8 protein-coding genes are annotated in these 17,580 nt (G+C 63.3%); 2 read left to right on the top strand and 6 right to left on the bottom strand.

The window, feature by feature from the left end:
* Positions 1–360: 360 nt before the first annotated feature.
* Positions 361–1,155 (bottom strand): SapC family protein, encoded by a 795-nt coding sequence (locus NKI05_RS12755; protein ID WP_023815705.1) that lies wholly within the window; start codon positions 1,153–1,155, stop codon positions 361–363.
* Positions 1,156–1,393: 238 nt separating this feature from the next.
* Between NKI05_RS12755 and NKI05_RS12760 the strand changes: the two genes are divergently transcribed.
* Together NKI05_RS12760 and NKI05_RS12765 are read left to right on the top strand one after the other, a co-directional pair.
* Positions 1,394–1,663: a DUF6916 family protein gene (locus NKI05_RS12760; RefSeq protein ID WP_023672960.1), complete on the top strand. Its 270-nt coding sequence runs from the start codon at positions 1,394–1,396 to the stop codon at positions 1,661–1,663.
* A gap of 72 nt (positions 1,664–1,735) precedes the next feature.
* Positions 1,736–2,314, top strand: a complete 579-nt coding sequence (locus tag NKI05_RS12765; protein ID WP_023672959.1) for a 2OG-Fe(II) oxygenase — start codon at positions 1,736–1,738, stop codon at positions 2,312–2,314.
* A gap of 15 nt (positions 2,315–2,329) precedes the next feature.
* Here NKI05_RS12765 and NKI05_RS12770 read toward each other — a convergent pair whose 3' ends face one another.
* The 5 genes from NKI05_RS12770 to NKI05_RS12790 form a co-directional block, all read right to left on the bottom strand.
* Entirely contained in the window at positions 2,330–2,857 is a 528-nt protein-coding gene (locus NKI05_RS12770) for a GNAT family N-acetyltransferase (RefSeq protein WP_031205516.1), read from the bottom strand.
* Positions 2,858–2,867: 10 nt separating this feature from the next.
* A complete protein-coding gene (locus tag NKI05_RS12775) occupies positions 2,868–3,395 on the bottom strand; it encodes a phage tail protein (protein WP_023815708.1) in 528 nt (175 codons plus the stop codon).
* A 9-nt stretch (positions 3,396–3,404) separates the two neighbouring features.
* Positions 3,405–3,926, bottom strand: a complete 522-nt coding sequence (locus NKI05_RS12780) for a phage tail protein (RefSeq protein ID WP_023672956.1) — start codon at positions 3,924–3,926, stop codon at positions 3,405–3,407.
* Positions 3,927–3,938: 12 nt separating this feature from the next.
* Positions 3,939–4,445: a phage tail protein gene (locus NKI05_RS12785; RefSeq protein ID WP_023672955.1), complete on the bottom strand. Its 507-nt coding sequence runs from the start codon at positions 4,443–4,445 to the stop codon at positions 3,939–3,941.
* Between the two features lie 117 nt (positions 4,446–4,562).
* The gene (locus NKI05_RS12790) at positions 4,563–17,513 is read right to left on the bottom strand and encodes a hypothetical protein (protein WP_352792410.1); all 12,951 of its coding nucleotides are present in this window, start codon (positions 17,511–17,513) and stop codon (positions 4,563–4,565) included.
* Positions 17,514–17,580: the final 67 nt, after the last annotated feature.

The raw sequence follows: 17,580 nt of genomic DNA on the forward strand, positions 1-17,580 counted from the left end.
TAACCTGAAGGTCACAGGTTCAAATCCTGTCCCCGCAACCAACAAAAAAAGCCCGCTTCACGCGGGCTTTTTGCGTTCGGACCGTGATCGATGGCCGCGACCGGATATTCAACGATCGAGGAGGGCAGCAAGGCTGGCGTGCTCGACTTTATTGACAGGTCCGCGAACCGGGGGGTGATGCCGCCTCGGCGCATTTCGGCGAGAGCTACACGTCGAGCATTGGGAGTTCGCCAGCCCGTCATGGCAAGCGATCTGCACGACAACAGCATGATTCGAGCGGCGGAGAGATCGTCGTACGAAGGCGCGAACCGTTGATTTAAACAACCCGCGCCTTGCCGAAGCTTTTCGTCGCGGGCCGCGTCAGCCAGCTCGCCGCAATGACGCCTGGAAGACCAGCGAGGTCCAGCTGTTGCTCGAGGCGAGATGGCAATAGAGCAGCGCAAGCGCGCCGGATTTCCTGAGATCGAGAAACGCCTCGTCGCTCAATTTGTTGAAGGCCGGCTCGTCGATCACCTGAAAGTCGGTGAGGTTGAGGGTCTCGCCGCCCTCCAGCGTCACCTTGCTCTGCCGCGGCGCGAACAGGCCGTGCGCGTCGATCTTGTCGATCATGGCGCGAGTCGCATTGAAGTCGGTCTGGAACTGGCTGCAGAAGGCGAGCGCCTGCTTCGAGGCCTCGGCCGGCTCGTTGCCGTCGAAGAAGGGCGCGGTCTCGTCGCCGCCCTTGGACGAAGGCGTCTGCTCGACGACGCGTTCGCTGGCGCGGTCGATGCACAACGTCAGGCGGCCGGTCGTTTTCGATTCATCGGCCAGGATGAAGGGGTACCGGCGGACATAGGCGGGAATGTAATGCGGCTCCGCCCATTTGCCGTCGGCGCCGACGAACAGGTTCTGGTCCTGGCGCAGGCCGGTGATGATGACAGGCGCCTTGGCGTCGCCAATGAAAACGATCGGATAGGAGCGCATCGCCGCCGGCATTTCCGATGCGACGACGGGGATGGCGTGCGCGGTGCGGGCAAAGGAGAAATCGGCCCGCGCCGTAAGGCCGAGTGAGCCGTGCCGCAGCGGATTGAGCGCCTCGGGTTTTTTGTAGAACAGCGGCAGCGCGTTGGTCGCGGTGCTTCCGGCCGGGGCCGTGTCTGTTTTCGCGTCAGTCATCCCTAGTGTTCTCCTCTTATACCATTCCGGTTTAGGCCAGTGGCTGCCGGTGCGCAACGCGTTGACGGCTGCTTCACCCTACGTGGCCAAGATAAATCTATCTGTTTGTTTGATCGTGCTCTTTTGTACTTCTGGAGATCGAGCTCTATAGACAGCACGCCATGAAGCGGCGAGATTGGCTGACGGGATAGACATCTCAAGAGAGCCGTCTGAAAGACAGACGAACCAGGGCAGGCGCATGGCATCGCTTTCGGATTTCGAGCAGGGGCAGAGCTTTTCCGTCGAAGCCGGCGGTCAGACGCTCACGATGGAACTGAGCGCGGTGCAGCCCATTGCCAACAGCCCGCGCGACGGCGGTGGCTTCACGCTGCTGTTCAGGGGGCCGCGCGACGCGGCGCTGCCGCAGGCTATCTATCGGTTCAACGGCAAAAGCGGCGCCCATGAGATCTTCATCGTGCCGATCGCTGCCGATGAGGCAGGGCGGCTTTACGAGGCGGTATTCAACTGATTTTTTTCGACCGGATCGGCCACGGGGACGCTCCGGCCATCAGGGCGATTTGGCAGCGCGGCGGCTCGACATATGATCGACTATATCGAGATTGCGGACGTATTTGACGGAGCGGCGTGTAGCGCACTGTGCGCGGAAATTCGGGCGGCCCTGGGCCGTCCGGCCGGCCTGCTGGGGCGTGCCGACCAGAAGATGGCATGGCCGGAGATCCGAAAGACCGTGCGCGCCGATGTTTCGCAGGCCACTGAAGAGCGAGTGAGTGCCCTGTTGGCGCAGCAGAAGGCGGCTCTGGAGCGGCATTTCGGGCTGCTGCTCGGCCAGGTCGAGAAACCTCAGTTCCTTCACTATCGGCAAGGCGATTTCTTTGTGCCGCACCAGGATGGCAACACGCCGCTCATTCACGACGAGTCGCGGTTCCGAAAGATCTCGGTGGTGATCTTTCTCAACCGTCAATCGGACAACCCTTCGCCAGAAAGCTATGCAGGCGGCTCGCTGGTCCTGCATGGGCCTTACAGCGGCCCGGACCTGCGCATTGCCATGCCGGCATTGCCGGGCTCTCTCGTCGCCTTTCGCTCGGAAACGACGCATGAAGTCACCCCGGTCACGTGCAACGAACGTTTCACCATCGTCTCCTGGTATCGCGGCACGTGACGACCGGCACGGCCCTTACGGCGAACGGATCATCAGGTCGTAGACGCCCTTGTCCTCGGCAACGGTGAAGCCGAGGCGTTTGTAGAGCCGCCGCGCTGGATTGTTCTTCTCGACATGGATCCAGACCGACTTGCCGACGGCGGCGGCCTCATCGATGAGATCGGCGAGCAACGCACCGCCAGACCCCTTGCCGCGATGCGCCGGCAGGAAGGCGATATCTATGATGCAATGCTCGCTCGCCGAGCGCTCGATATACAGGCGACCGATATCTTGCCTTCCCTGCTCGATCACCAGCCAGTCGGCGTTGGGATAGTATTTCTGGTAATGCGCGTGCTGCGCTTGAAACTGCATGTCGAGGAACGCCGTTTTCTGCGCGTCGCTCCACGGCGTGACGGCAAGTTCTTCGGCGCGGGTCGAGGCGTAGAGCGCCGACAGGAACGGCAGATCGGCGTCCGCCATCGGGCGGAACGTCAGATCAATCCGCGCCGCGCGCACCCAGCAAAATATAACAGGCCCGTTGTCCACAATCGGAAGCTGGATCATGGAGTGGCGCTTACGGACGCGCCGGATAAACGCCTTGCATGGCAATGATGAACGTCATCGCCAGATAGGGAGGCAGGTTGTTGTGAGGCAACGTACTGCCCGTTATGCTCAGTGCCTGGGGGTCCATCTGGACCAGATTTTGCGAAGTGTTGTTCTGATAAAGCGTTCCGCCCCCCGACTTCCCCAGAACAACCGCATCGGTAAGAGTTCCCTGGGCGCCACTCTCGGTGGATATCGCGACAAAATGATCATGTTGCGGCATTTCCGTTTGCAGAAGGGTGACGGACGTTTCGCCACCCGTCTCGCCGAGAAACCGCTCCGACAAGCCATTGCCCTGTCCTTGCCCCATGGGCGCGGAGCCAGCCATATTCGGCAACGCGAAGGTCGACTTGCCGTCGCCGCCGTAAACTGTGCCCAGCAGCGAAAACAGCGCCGTATTCTGCGAGATTGGCAGGAGCTGGCCATCGCAGGTCGCCCACCCCGTCGGGGCGAAATCTCCGGCAAAAATTCGAATTTCGGCGACGAACGGATTGGTCATGGCAAGTCTCTAGCTTTGCTGGGGGAAGATGCCAAATAGCGAGATGATGAAACTGACGGCGAGGAACGGCACCATATTGTCGTGAGGCTGGCTGCCGCCGGCCGGCGAAATGGCTCCGGCGGCCATGTTGCCATCAGGTGCGATACCCACATAGGGCGTCAGCAGGCTCGATGTCGCCAGGACACCGCCGGACGGACCCGGATTTTTGGCGATATTCGACGAACCGGTCCAGGTATGGGAATGGTTCGGCATTTGTTGGGTTGAAACAGTGACGGATTCGACCCCGCCCAGTTCTCCGATGATATAGGTCTGGCTGACCAGCGGGCCCTTGCCAGCATGGACGGGGATGCGGGATGCGAGGTTGGGCAGGGCGAATGTTTCCTCCCCGTCGCCGCCATAAGTCGTACCGATCAGATTGAACAAAGTTTCGTTCTCGGAGATCGGCATCAACTGGCCTTGGCAGAACGCCCAGCCATTCGGAGGGAAATTGCCACCGAACATCCTGATCTCGCCGACAAAAGGTTGGCTCATCGAAGCGTCCTCTTAATTTCGCGACGGGAATATGCCTTGCAGGGCAATGATGAAATTCAAGACGAGATAGGGCGATCTGTTCTCATGCGGCTGGCCGCCACCGACGAAAGTGATGTTTTCCTTCGCCATAGCCACCGCGCTGCCAGGCGGCTGATAGATCGGGCTGGCGTTCGCCCCCAACAGCGCGCCGGATGGATTGTTGACGTTGCCGGCAGTGTTCGATGCGTTGACGAAATGGTTGTGTGTCGGCATTTCGCCGAGCGTGAGCGTGTGAAACTCTTCGCCGCCCTGGCCGCCGACAATTGCACCGATAGGGCCGCCCGTATGAACCGGCGCACGTCCCCTCATATCCGGAAGGGCAAAATTTGTCTGGCCGTTGCCGCCGTACCTGGTGCCAAGAAGTGAGAACAATGGCTGGTTCTGGTTAAGCGGCAACAACTGGCCGTTACAAAATGCCCAGCCGCGCGGTGCATAGTTCCAGGAAATGATCTTGACTTCACCTAAATAAGGCTCACTCATCCCCGTCCCCTCCGTTGGCCGCTTACTGTCTGAATTCTTGTATTATGCCTAAGTAAGACAACAAGTCGATATCAGATTCATAAAATATATTTCCTAGGACGAATCCAAGGTTGCTGACTACGGTGTCGCGGCAGGCAGCAGTGGCAGCGGCTGGTTGAAGAACGTCCGGGTGTCCGTCAGCGCCGTTGCCCCGCCATTGATGGTTTCGATACCGGCCTCGCTCGCCTGCGGTACGTTGATCGTGCCGTCGGCGCCGCCGAGGCCGTCCGCGAGGAAGCGGATGGCATTGGCGTTGTTGACGTTGGTGATGGTGTTGGCATGAACGTCGGCATTGATGATAGCGCCGGCAAATGTGGCGGTGACCGTGATGCCGCGGCTGTCGGCATTGTCGCGAATGGTGTTGTTGGTGACCGTCGCGTGCACGGTGCCCGGCTGCACGAGCTGCGTGATCGAGACGCTGTCGCCACCGCTTATGCCGTTGACGCCGATGCTCTGGATAATGTTGTTGTCGATCAGCACCTTGGCGACGCCGAGGCTTTCATGCCCAACCCTGATGCCGTTGCCGGTTCGCGATCCCGAGGTTGCTACGCCTTGCGTACCGATGACGTTGTTGGCGATTGTGCCGTCAAGCGTCCGTGCGAGGTCGCCGCTGCTGAACACGTTGATGGCCGTCGAGTCGCTGTTGGTGACGGTGTTGTTCCGGACGGTGAAATTCAGATTGCCGCCCGTGCCGGCGCCGGAATTGCTGCTCTGGGTGAGGTTGATGCCGTTGTTCAGATTGTTGAATAGATTTCCCGTGGTCTCGCCGATGTGAGCGTTGACGGTGCCGTCATTGGCAATGACGAACAGACCGGTTCCAGGGATGACTCCCGGTCCGGGATAGGCGTTGTTGCCGGTGAAGGTTGCGCCGTCGACGGTCAGCGTCATCGTCGGCGCGCCGGCGACACCGGCGCCGTCCGCCTCGAAGATGAAGTCGCTGCCGGCATTGTTTGAGGCGCCGTTGTTCGAGAACGTGCCGCCGCTCACCACCAGGTTCGCCAACGTGCCGCCGGAATTGATGACCTGCACGTTATGGGTGAATGAGTTGGAGACCGTGAGGTTGGTGAACGTGGTGACGTGCGAGGCGTTGCCGGTAAGTTCGTTGAACAGGATTCCGGACTCGGTGTTGGCATCGGCATTGCTGTTCAGGGTCAGACCGTTGAGCACCACACCGTTGACGCGCAGGCCCTTTATGCCGTTGCCCGCATTGTCGCTGATAATCATGTTGCTCAGGCTGACATCCTGAGTGTCGGTCAGGCTGACGCCATCGCCGGTCGAGTTCTGGATCGTGCCGCCGCTGCCCCCCGTCGCGCCGGTGCCGGTCACCACCAGATTGCCGCTGGTGCCGGTGTTGTTGAGCACGATGCCGTTGGCTGCACCATTGGACGCAATGCTCCTGAACGTCACGTCGCCGGCGCCGATCGTCGTGTTGGCGACATTAAGGGCCGTGCCCGTGCCGGACACGATGGTGTTGCCGGTGCCCTGCACCGTCACCGTGCCGCCGGTGGTGGCTGCCGGACCGGGGCCGGTGGCGCTGAAACCGGCGCCGCTGGTCGTGGCGATGACCAGCCCGCCATTGGTGAAGTTGATCGTCGCGCCGGCATTGTCGCTCAGGCTGACGCCAGCCGCCGTGGTCGAGGTGATCGATTTCGACGCGCCGGAGAAGGTGATGATGCCGGCGACATTGTCGTCCAGCAGGATGCCGATCTGGCCCGCCGCATTATGCGTGATGTTGCCCGACAGGGTGATGTTGCCGGCGGTCAGGGCGCGATCCTGGATGTTGACCGCCTGGCCGGTGCTGCCGCTGGTGATCGCGCCGGCATAGGTGAACGCCGCCGTGCCGCCGCTGTTGGCGGTGCCTAGGCCATCGCCGATACGGATCACGGCGCTTGTTCCGCCCACCAGCGCGCCGGTGCCGAGGTCGATCGCTCCCGAACCGGTGACGGAATCTAGGATGACGGCGCTGGTGCCGCCGGCGCCTTTGTTTGTGGAAGCGAAGGTCACGCCGCCCGCCGCGATAGCAACGCTGTCAAGGTTGACCGCGACGCCGCTGCCGGTCGAAATCGTGTTGCCCGAGCCGATAACGGTCACGGTGCCAGTACCGTTGCTCGTGGCGTTGAAGCCGGTGCCGGAGGTGGTGGTGATGGCTAGGCCGCCGCCGGTGAAGTTGACCGCGGTGTTGGTGTTCGCCGTCAGGTCGACGGCATTGTTGGCTCCGGTGGTCAGTATCTTGCTGGCGCCGGAGAAGTTGATCGTGCCGCCGGTGTTGGCGTTGACGAGGATGCCGTTGGCCACGCCGCTGGTGGCGCTGAGAGTGCCCGACAATGTCGTGGTGCCGGCGGTACGGGTGGAGATGCTGACGACGTTTCCGGCCGTGGTCTTGGTGACCGAGCCGGCATAGCTGACATTGGCCGAGCCGCCGGTGACCAGGAAGGCCGCGCCGGTCGCGCCGCCGAGCGCACCGGAGCCGAGGCTGACAGTGCCGGCGCCGGTGACATTGGTCAGCGACACGTTGTTGGTGCCGCCGGTCGAATTGGTCGAGGTGAAATTGATGCCGGTGGTGGCGATGCCGTTGAGGTTGACCGCCTGCGCGGAAGTGGAGCTCACCGTGCCGGTCGTGACATTGACCGTGCCGCCATTGCTGGCGCTGAATCCGGTGGTGCCGCTTGTGACGATGTCGAGGTTTGCGAAGCTGACGGTCGAGGCCGTGGCGCCGTTGTTGATTGCGACTGCGGTGCCGGTCATCGGCGTCGTGGTGCCGAGATCGACCGTACCGGTGAAGCTCACCGTATTGGCCGCCGTCGCGCCGGAAATGCTGATGCCGCTCGCAGCGCCGTTGGCGATCACCGAGCCGGCGAAGGTGAAGCTGCCGCCAGCGCGGGTCGAGATCGTGGCCGCCGCGCCCGACGTGCTGATGATGGAGCTGGCGCCGTCGAAGCTGATCACCGCGTTGCCGCCGGTCACCGAAAGGCCGCTGCCGCCCGATATATCGACATTGATACCGGCAATCGTGCCGCCAGCGCCCGACGCGCCGCCGAAGGCGATGCCGGTGCCGGTCGCTGCGGTGGTGATGTTGACGTTGGTCAGCGTCGTCGTGCCGACGGTGTTGTCGAGCCTGAAGGCAATGCCGGTGGCGCCGGTGCTGGTGACGTTGGTGATGGTGGTGTTGGACGCGTTCAGCCACACATCGCTGGCGTTGCCGGAGAAAGTAACGTTGTTGATCGTCGTGCTGTTCGACGGGGTAATCTCGATACCCTGCGTGAAATTGCTGATGGTCATGTTGCTGATGACGGTATTCGCAGCACCCGCGCCATTGTCCTTGATGCCACGCGCGGCACCCGCCGGGCTGCCATTCAGGATGAAGCCGTCGATGATGTTGCCGCTGGCGCCGAGCGTGATGACATTGTTGCCGGCGCTCGTCGTCAGCGTCGCGGCGCCATTGGGCGTCTGGTCGATGATCGAGATGCTGTTGCTGGCGAGCTGGATGGTGGAGGGCACCGTCAGCGCCAGATTGATGTTGCCGTTGCCGAAGCCGCGCACCTGCTCGACGGTGGCGAGAGCCAGCGTGTCGTTGCCATTGCTGCCTGCCGCGGTGATGGTGCCGCCATCGTTGACGAGAACCAGGATGTCCGTCGCCACGGCTGCTGCTTCGGCGGTGGCCAGCGTCGCGAGATTGTTCTGGTCGCGACCGCTGCCGTCACCGGTCGCGGACGCGCCGACGAAATAGACCTTGCCGACTCCGAAGCCCAGGCCGGGAGCCGACTGGAAGTTCACATCCTGGAAATTGTAGGTGCCGGCAACCGGCGCACTGGATGCGTCGACGCCTACATTGGCGCCGATGGTCGAGAGCTGGTCGGTCGCCGATTCGCCGTCGCCATAGGTGAAAGCGAGGTTGGTGGCGCTGTTGAGGAACACGCCGGTGTTGACGCCGGCAATGCTGGAGCTGGCGCCGCCGACAACGGCATCGCCGAGGCGTACCGTCTGGCCGCCAGTGGCGCCACGCAGGTCGACGGCGATGGTGCTGCCGGCGGCGGCCGCGTTGGTCACGTCGAAATCATTGGCGGTGATCGCCGCGTTGATCGCCGCACCATTGAGGTCGAAGGCGATGCCTGTCGTGCTGTTCAGGCCGATGTCGAGATCGTTGAAGGACAGCGCCGCGCCAAGCGTGCCGGAAACATCGACACCACGCGTGGTCATGCCTTGCAGGTTGACCGTGCCGAGAATGATGGCGCCGCCGCCGGACGAGGCGATATTGTTCAGCGAGATGCCGGTTGCGGCGGCAGTGGCCGAAACACTGTCGAAATTCATGCCCGCAGCGCCAATCGTAACGCCATTGAGGTTCAACGCGGTGCCGCCGGCCGTCGTGGTGATGCTGTTGTCGCTGAGGGGCGCGCCGACGCTGACCGTGCCACCGCCGCTGGCGTTGAAGCCCGTGCCGGAGGTGGTGGTAATCACCAGGCCACCCGTATCGAAGTTGATCGTCGCGCCGGTGTTGGTCGTCAAGTCGACCGCCGTATTGGCGCCAGTGGTCAGCGTCTTCGTGCCACCGCCGAGAGTGATGGTCCCGCCGGAGTTGCCGTGGACATAAATACCATTGTCGAAACCGCCGGTGGCGCTGAGCGCGCCGGACAGTGTGACCGTGCCGCCGGTGACGCCGGAGATGTCGACGATCTTGCCGGCGGTGGTCTTGGTGACCGTGCCGCCATAGCTGACGGTCGCAGCACCGCCGGTGAGCTGGAATGCGACGCCCGAAGCGCCGCTCAATGCGCCGGATCCGAGGCTGACTGTTCCGGTGACATTGGCCAGGCCAACATTGTTGGTGCCGCCGCCCGACGAGGTCGAGTCGAGCGCAATGCTGGCGGCGACGTTGATGAGGTTGATCGCCTGGCCGCTGGTCGAATTTACCGTCTGGGCTGCAGCGGAAGCGGTGATGCCCATAACGCCACCGGTCCCGACAATGCCGGTGCCGCTGGTGGTATCGATGGTCAGGCCGTTGAGGAAGTTCACCGTGCCGGCGCTTTGCGAGAAGCCGACGCCGCTGCTCGTGTCGATGTTGGCGAGGCCGGCGATGTTGAGGTTGCCGCTGACCCAGTTTATGCCGCCGCCGGTCGTCGCGACGTTGTTCACCGTCACCGTGTTGAAGTTGAAAGTGCCGGGATTGGTGTTGATCGCACTGATGCCGAAGCCTGTGGTGCCGGTGATGGTGGTGGCGCCGCTGACCGTGACGGTGGCGTCAACGCCATTGAAGGCGATGCCGTTGACGCCACCGTAGACGGTGATGCTGTCGAACTGGATATCGCCGGATACACCGGACAGCGTCAGGCCATAACCGCCGACGCCATTGCTGCTTGTGCCGGCGACGAAGGCGCCGCCGTCGACCTGGTCGATGCCGACGGTCGCTGGAACGGCATCGAAGGTGACACCGCTCACCCCAAAGCCGCCGGTTTCGCCATTGTTGCCCAGAAGCGTGATGTCGGAGAAGGCGCTGACCTTCATCAGCCCGGCGCCGACCGTGCCGTCAACCTTGGCAATGTCGCCGCCGGTTGCCGACAGGATCAGGTTCGACAGTGCGATCTGGCTGGCAGCGGCGCCGTCGGTAAGCGACAGGGCGCCACCGGTGCCGCCGGCGATCGTGGCGCGGCGCAGGATAAGATCGGTGATGTTGGTGCCGGAGATGCCAAGGCCCGCACCGGTGTTCTGCACGATGACGTTTTCGATGCCGGCCTTGCCGGAGAAATCGATAGTGTTGCCGCTCGCGGTCGTCAGCGTCGCCAGCACGCTGTCGACATTGGACCCTGCCGTGATGACGGTCGACGCATTGATGCCGCTGAAGCTGAAATTGCCGCCGAGGCCGCCGCCGACGGCGCCCAGCGGCGCGGTATCGATGGAATCGCCGGCCTTGAGGCCGATCAGGATCTGGCCGTCGGCAAGGTTGAGCGTGTTGTTGCCGCCGCCATTCTGCTGAGCCTGCATCATGTCGATGAGGTTGCTGGTGCCGTTCTGCGACGTGTCGACAAGGATGACAACCGAGGCGCCCGACGCTTCCGCGCCGGCAATCGAGCCCGGATTGGCGGCGGTGCCGTCGCCGTCGCCGTCCTGGTCGACATAATAGGTGGTCGGTCCCTGGGCCTCGGAGAGGTCGCCGATGAAGCCGCCATTGGCGCCGTCGACATCCTGGAAATTATAGGTGCCGCCGACCGGGAAAACGCCGGTGGAATTGAGGATGTCGATTGCCTTGACCGTCGACAGCTTGTCGACCGCGCTTTCGCCGTCGCCATAGATCAAGTTGATCGCCGTCGTCGGGGTGAACTGGAAGCCGATGCCGGGTCCGGCGCCGGCGCCGCCGATGGTGGAGGATGCGCCGGCCGTGTTCGGATCGCCGAGCTGGATGGTGCCGGTGCCGGTGGTGTTGGACAGGTTGACGGCGGTGGTGCCGGTCGAGGAAGCACTGGTGAGCGTGAAACCGCCAGTCGTGAAGATGCTGTTGACGACTGCATCGGCGAAGGTGATGCCGGTCGAATTGTCGCCGGGCATGGCGATGGTCAGGCTGGCGAAGTTTACCGTCGAGCCGAGCGTGCCGGAAATGTCGACGCCGGTCGAGGTGATGCCTTGCAGGTTCACCGTGCCGAGATTGAGCGTGCCGCCGCTGACATTGTTGAGCGAAACGCCGGTCGCCGCTCCATTGACCGAGATGGAGCTGAAATTGATGCCGCCGGCGCCGACCGTCGCGTTGTCGAGGTTGAGCGCGGTGCCTGTCGTCGTGGTTATCGAGTTGCCCGTGCCGCTGACGCTGACCGTGCCGGCGCCGAAAGTGCTGGCGGTGAAGCCGGCGCCGCTCGAGGTGGTGATGACCAGGCCGCCATTGGTGAAGTTGAGCGTGCCCATGCCCTGGGTCGGGCTGATGCTGGGCAACTTGACGATCGCGTCGTTGGTGCCGCTGCTGGTGTTGAAGATCTTCGACGCACCGGAGAAGGTGGCCGTCCCGTTAGACGATCCGTCAAACCGCACGCCGATGCCCGTGCCGGTATGATCGATCGTGCTTGAAATATTGTAGACGCCGTTGGCGTTGCCGGTGAAGACGAAGGCCGCCGTACCAATGCCAGTTGCTGCCGTAGTCGAAACGACCGAACCGCTCATGTTGAGCTCGCTCCAGTCGGCCACGGCCTGCACGACCATGCCGGTGTCGACCTTGATCGAGCCGTTGTAGTTCAGCGTGGCGTGAATGAGGTCGTTACCGCCGCTGACGGCGATAGCCGCACCGGTGGTGCTTGTCGTCGCGCCGATGCTGGCGACGCCGCCATTGCCGCCAACGTTGATGATTCCTGCCTGCAGGCCGTTCGTGACAATGCCGGCTTCCCCACCGTCGATGGTCAGGGTGGAGCCGGCGACGTTGGCGATGTTTATGGTGCCCACTTGCGGGCCGCCGATATCGAACCCTCGGTAGCTGACGTCGAGATCGGTCGTGCCGGTGAAATTCACCGCACCGGTGCCGAGCAGGGCGTTCAGCGAGGCGCCCATGTAGCCGGTATCTTTCAGGCCGCCAATGTTGACGTCGCCCGCCAGATTGGACCCTGTCAGCAAGACGCCGGCAGCGTCCGATGTCGATACGGCCGAGACGCTGTCGAAGGTGACGCCGGCGGCGCCGACGTCGGCGAAGACAATGAACAGACCATTGCCGCCGGAGGCGATCTTGTTGCCGGTGCCGGAGACGCTGACGGTGCCGCCGAAGGCGGCGCCGAAGCCTTCTCCGGTCGTTGTCGTTATATCCAGGCCGCCATTGGTGAAGTTGATCGTGCCGTCCGTGTTGTCATACGGGACGATGGCGGAGAGGGGGCCCGTGTAGCCGATCTGTACAGCTGTCGTCGCGCCAGAGCTTATCTTCTTGCTGCTTCCTGAGAAGGTGACGGTCGCCGCCGTGCCGTTGGCGATGCCACCGATGAAGATCTGGCCGCCATCGGCTGCGTTGCCGTCGGTCAGATTGCCCGACAGCGTCACCGAGCCGCCGGTCAGTTCCTGGATCGAGACGGCGGCCCCGGTGCCGTTGCTGGCGATGGTGCCAGCATAGGAGATGATTGCATTGCCGCCGCTCTGATCGGCCGCCGAGCCGACATTGAAGGCTGTACCCGAACCGGTGTTGGTCAGCGTGCCGGTGCCGAGCGCGACCGTACCGGTCAGATGCTGCAGGTCGACACCGCTGCCGGAACTGAAGCTGGCGCTTGTCGAGGCGAAATTGATGTTGGCCGCAATGCCGTCGAGCGCCACCGCTCCCGCATTGGTGGCATTGATCGTTCCGGTCGTGACGTTGACCGAGCCGCCTCCGGTTGCAGTGAACGCCGTTGCGGCGTCCGTGGTGATGTCGACATCGGCGAAGGTGATTGTGGCGCCGGTGTTGTTGGTCAGCGATACGCCGCTGCCGCCGATCGTCGCCTTGTCCGTGAAGTTGACCAAGCCGCCGGTGCGGTTGGCGATTGCGATGCCGCCACCGGTCAGCGTGCCGGGCGTCGCGCTGTTGGGCAAGGTGCCGCGGGTGACCGTAATGTTGCCGTTGCCGCCGTCGACATCGAGCAGCGTGCCGGCAACGTTGATATTGTTGTTGATAATCGACAGGTTGCCGGTGAGGCCGTCGACGTTGAACGCCGTCTGGCCGGCAGCGACATTGCTGACGGTGACGCCTTCGATAACGATGCCGCCGGAATTGTTGAAGCCACCCACGCTCTGGTCGATGACGAACACCGAGCCGCTGCCGCCGCTGTAGTCGAAGGCGGTGTTGCGCACCTGATTGCTGCCGAGCAGATGAAGGGTGTCGCCCGTGCTCTTGACCACGCCCTCATCGCCGGTGACATTGCCGCCGGTGGCGCCGAGATTGCCCTGCACATTGACCGGCTGGAACGTACCGGAGGTGAGGATGGAATTGCCGTTGCCGAAACCGGTGATCGACTGTCCCGAATCGAGCGTGAACGGCGTCGCGCTGAGGTCGACGATGCCGACAAAGGCGAAGGTCTGCGTGCCAACCATGGCATCGGCCTGGGCGGCCGTCACGGTGGTGACATCGGCGCTCAGCCCGTTCGTGCCCGCGTGAATAGTGCCGCCTGTCTGCGAGATCATGACGACCCCGCCGACAGTTACCGCCAGTTGGGCATCGCCGGTGAAGACGACATCGTCGAAGTCGTAGTTGCCGAGCGCCGGATCCAGCCCGATCGTATTGACAGTGTAGCCGCCGGTTGCGGCGGTGATGAAGGATTCCAGCCCATCGGCGGAATTGCCGTCGCCGAAGGCGAAGTTGGCGTTGGCCGACGTGGCCGTGGTGCCGCCTGACGACAATTCGACACCGACGCCGACATTGTCGATCTTGGAGCCCTGCAGGAAGGTGATCGTCTTGTTGCCGGTCGTCGACGACAGGTCGATGCCGCGCGAGGTCAGGTCGCCGGTGCCGGTAATGCTGGTCAGCCCGAAATCGGCTGTCGTTGACGAGCCGCTGAAGTCAATGCCCGTCTGGTTCAGCCCTTCGCCGAGCAACACCGTCGTCGTACCGAAACTGACGTCGTTGTTTGTGCCGCTGAAGTTGATGCCCGCGCTGCCATAGGCAGAACCGATGACAACGATGGTGGGGCCAGAGAATGTGACTGACCCGGTATTGCCCCCAATATCGATGCCGTTGAGGCCGGCCTGGCTGATTTCCGCATAGCCGAAGCTGACTGCCCCGGTATTGCCGCTTAGCGCAATGCCATTGCCGAGCACCTGGCCGATGAAAACGTCGCCGCTGAAGCCAACCGTTGCCGTGCTGCCGCTGATCGAGATGCCGTCGCCGGTGGTGCTGCCGATCGTCGTCGGGCCGGTAACGCTGACGCTGCCGCTGACGCCCGAAAGGCTGACGCCGGTTGTGCCGCCGACGTGGCCGATGTTGGAGAGCGTGACACCGAGCCCGATATTCGACGCCGTAAAGGCGGATGTGGTGTTGTTGTTGACGGTACCGCCGTCGATCGAAAGCGAGCCGGTGCCAGTTGACGTGGCCTGGACGCCGCTGCCGCCATTGCTGGTCGCGTTGAGCGTCTGGAAGCTGGTGATGGCATTGCTGTTGATCAGCAAGCCGTCGCCGGCATTATCCGACACCGTCGTCGTGCCGGTGAAATTGTAGGTGCCGTCGCCCTGGATCGACAGCCCAGCGCCGCCATTACCGGTCGAGCTCAGATTGCTGCCGGAAACGTCGTTGGCGCCATCGAACAGCACGCCATTGAGGGCGGCTCCCGACACGGTCATGCCGGTCAGCACGACGCCGGCAACGCCGCTGCCATGGATGCCGTTGGCGGTACCGCCGGAGATGTTGAAGTCCTGGAGCGAGGTATTGTTGGCCAGCGTGACGACGTCGCCGCTGCCCGAAGCGGTCAGCGTTGCGGCACCGGCCGCATCCGAGATGGTGCTGCCGTGATCGACGTTGTCGCCGGTCACATTGATCGGCAGGCCGCCGAGCGAGAAGGTGCGGCCGTTGCCGAAAGAGGCCAGGGTCTGCCCCGCTTCGAGCGTAAAGCCGTCGGTGTCGTCGATGACACCGCGATTGACCAGCACGAAAATCGCGGTGCCGTCGGTATTGTTGTCGGCGTCGGTGATCGAAGCCAGGTCCGAAAGCGAGGTACCGTCGCCTGTGCCGCCTGCAGCGACAAAGAGCAGCAGCGTCTGGTCGAACAGTTGCGGCCCGTTGAACGTCGTCGTGCCGAATGCGTATTGGCCCGAACCGGAATTGAGGCCGCGTGCGTCGAGCGAGGCGAGGTTGCCGCCGATCGAGCCGCCACGGAAGGTGAATTGGGCGTTGGCGGTGTCGGCCGGCGAGCCGGCAATGCCGAGCCGCACGCCGGTGCCGACATTGGCGATGGTGCCGCCATTGGTGATGATGATCGTGCCGCCGTTGGTCTGGACAAGGTCGATGCCGATGGACGTCTTGCCGCCGGTGCCGTTTATGTTCAGCGACTGCGCCGTGAAATTGGTCTGGCTGCCGGAGAAGTCGAGGCCGATGCTGGAGCCGAGCCCCGAGATGATGATGTTGCCGGCGATGACGGACGCATTGACGCCGGTAAACACCATGCCGTCGGTGCCGGGATCGGTGATGTTGATGTCGCCGAAGCGGATCGCGGCCGGCGAATCCGTGATCGCGATGCCCGGTCCGGTCGTGTTCGAGATCGTCGTCGCGCCGTTGACGGTGAAGCTGCCCGAAAGATTCTCGAGCACGACGCCCGATGCGCCGCCGGTCTGGGTGATCGAATCCAGCACGATATGGGCGGTGATCGGATCGATGAAGACACCGACGCCGTCGTCGCCGAGCGCCTTGTTGGCCGACACCTGGCCGCCGCTGATGTCGATCGAGCCGGCGACCCCGGTGCCCTTCACGGTAATGCCGGCATCGTTGTTGTCGAGCGAGTTGAGGGTGGCGAAAGTGTAGGTGCCGTGGCCGGTTATATCCAGGCCGTCGTCGCCATTGCCCTGCAGCAGCGTCGTGCCGGTGAAGTTATAGGTGCCGTCGCCTTCGATGTGCAGTCCGTCGAGGCCGTTGCCGGTCGCGGTGAAGTTCGAGCCATTGACGCCGGTCGATGTACCGGTGAAGTCGGCGCCGTGGCCGCCGGTGCCGGTGACCGTGACGTTGGTCAACGTGGCGCCGGTGATGTTGTTGCCGAGGATGCCGTCCTTGCCGCCTGTGATGATGATGCCGCTCAGCGTGTTGCCGTTGGCGAGCGTCAGGACGTTGTTGGCGGGGTTGGTGCCCTGGAGGGTGCCGTTGGATCCGCCGAAATTGTAGGTGCCGATGCTGCCGTCGACGAGCCGCGCCTGGACGCCCCCGCCACCGCCGATGACGGTCTGGCCGTTGGCGAGCGTCACACCGGCTGTCGTAATGTTGCCCTTGCCGCCGAGCGCGACGACGACGCCGTTCGCGCCGGCGCCGGCGACCGCATTGTCGAGCGTGGTCGGGTCGCCGATCGTGCCGAGGCTGAGCGCGTCGTTGTCACCATCGGCAAAGAAGAACTGGCCGAATGCCGTGTTGGTGGCGGCATTGATCGCCACCCGCGTCGACGTGCCGGTAACTTTGTCCTGGCTCTCGATGCGAACGCCGATGTCGCCACGCACGCGCTCGTTGACGCGTTTGCGCAGGCCGGGGCTGACCGGATAGACCGGCTCGGCGCCGTCATCGGCCGAAGACGAGCCCTTGTCGAAAGCGTTGAGCGGCACCGTCAGCCGGATGCTGCCGGCGAACTGGGTGTCATCGCGGTTGTCGTTGCGCACCTCGCCGGTGAAGGTCAGCGACGTGCCTTTGCCGATGACGTCGCCGATCGAATATTCCAGGCCGGCCTTGGCGCCGGTGATGCTGCCGTCGTCGCCGTCGGGATCGCCGAAATGGTAGGCGCCGACATCGAAACGCAGTGAATGGTTCTCGGGCAGGTTGAGCGGCACCTGAACGCCGACCTCGCCCTCGATGCCCCAGGCCGCGTAATCGCGGTGGGCGATGGCCGATATCTGCTCGATCAGCTGATGACCGACCAGCGACAGGCTCGACTCTTGCCCGGCCGTGCTGCGGTCGCCGCTGATCGGCAGATAGACGTTTACGTGCGCATCGTATTTTGAGGTGATGGCCTCGAGGCCGAGCGTCGAGGCGACGAACTGGTGACTGTCGTGGTTCTGGATGTTGAGATAGGCGTAGCCGCCGATCATCAGATCCGGATTCACGATGCGGCGAACGCCGAGGCCGACGTCCTGGCCGAAGCCGTCGTCGAAATCGTATTTCGAGCGCACATCGAGAAAGAGAACGGATTCGAGGTTCTGCTTCAGCGGCAGGAAACCCTCGATCGCCGTGTTGCCGCCATTGTTGTTGGCGCCGATGATGGCGCGGACCTGCGGCTGCCACAGTCCGGTGTCGCCGGCATCGGCGGCTATGCCGGAAAGGGCAAGTGCCAGAGTGGACAGCGCAGTCGTTTTCCAGAGATGCCTGGAAAAACCTGACCGGCGATACTTGCTATTCGCCCGGAAGCTTCTTCCGTGCGTCGCCATGTCATTGATCTGCCGAGTTTTCTCGGTCGTCTCCATCCCTTGCGAACCCCGACGAGTACACGCTCCG

The organism is Mesorhizobium sp. M0771 (assembly GCF_040320155.1).
Classification (GTDB): Bacteria; Pseudomonadota; Alphaproteobacteria; order Rhizobiales; family Rhizobiaceae; genus Mesorhizobium.

Coding starts and splice junctions, on each gene's coding strand:
- NKI05_RS12755 (WP_023815705.1), bottom strand. CDS start 1,155: ATGACTGACGCGAAAACAGACACGGCCCCGGCCGGAAGCACCGCGACC.
- NKI05_RS12760 (WP_023672960.1), top strand. CDS start 1,394: ATGGCATCGCTTTCGGATTTCGAGCAGGGGCAGAGCTTTTCCGTCGAA.
- NKI05_RS12765 (WP_023672959.1), top strand. CDS start 1,736: ATGATCGACTATATCGAGATTGCGGACGTATTTGACGGAGCGGCGTGT.
- NKI05_RS12770 (WP_031205516.1), bottom strand. CDS start 2,857: ATGATCCAGCTTCCGATTGTGGACAACGGGCCTGTTATATTTTGCTGG.
- NKI05_RS12775 (WP_023815708.1), bottom strand. CDS start 3,395: ATGACCAATCCGTTCGTCGCCGAAATTCGAATTTTTGCCGGAGATTTC.
- NKI05_RS12780 (WP_023672956.1), bottom strand. CDS start 3,926: ATGAGCCAACCTTTTGTCGGCGAGATCAGGATGTTCGGTGGCAATTTC.
- NKI05_RS12785 (WP_023672955.1), bottom strand. CDS start 4,445: ATGAGTGAGCCTTATTTAGGTGAAGTCAAGATCATTTCCTGGAACTAT.
- NKI05_RS12790 (WP_352792410.1), bottom strand. CDS start 17,513: ATGGCGACGCACGGAAGAAGCTTCCGGGCGAATAGCAAGTATCGCCGG.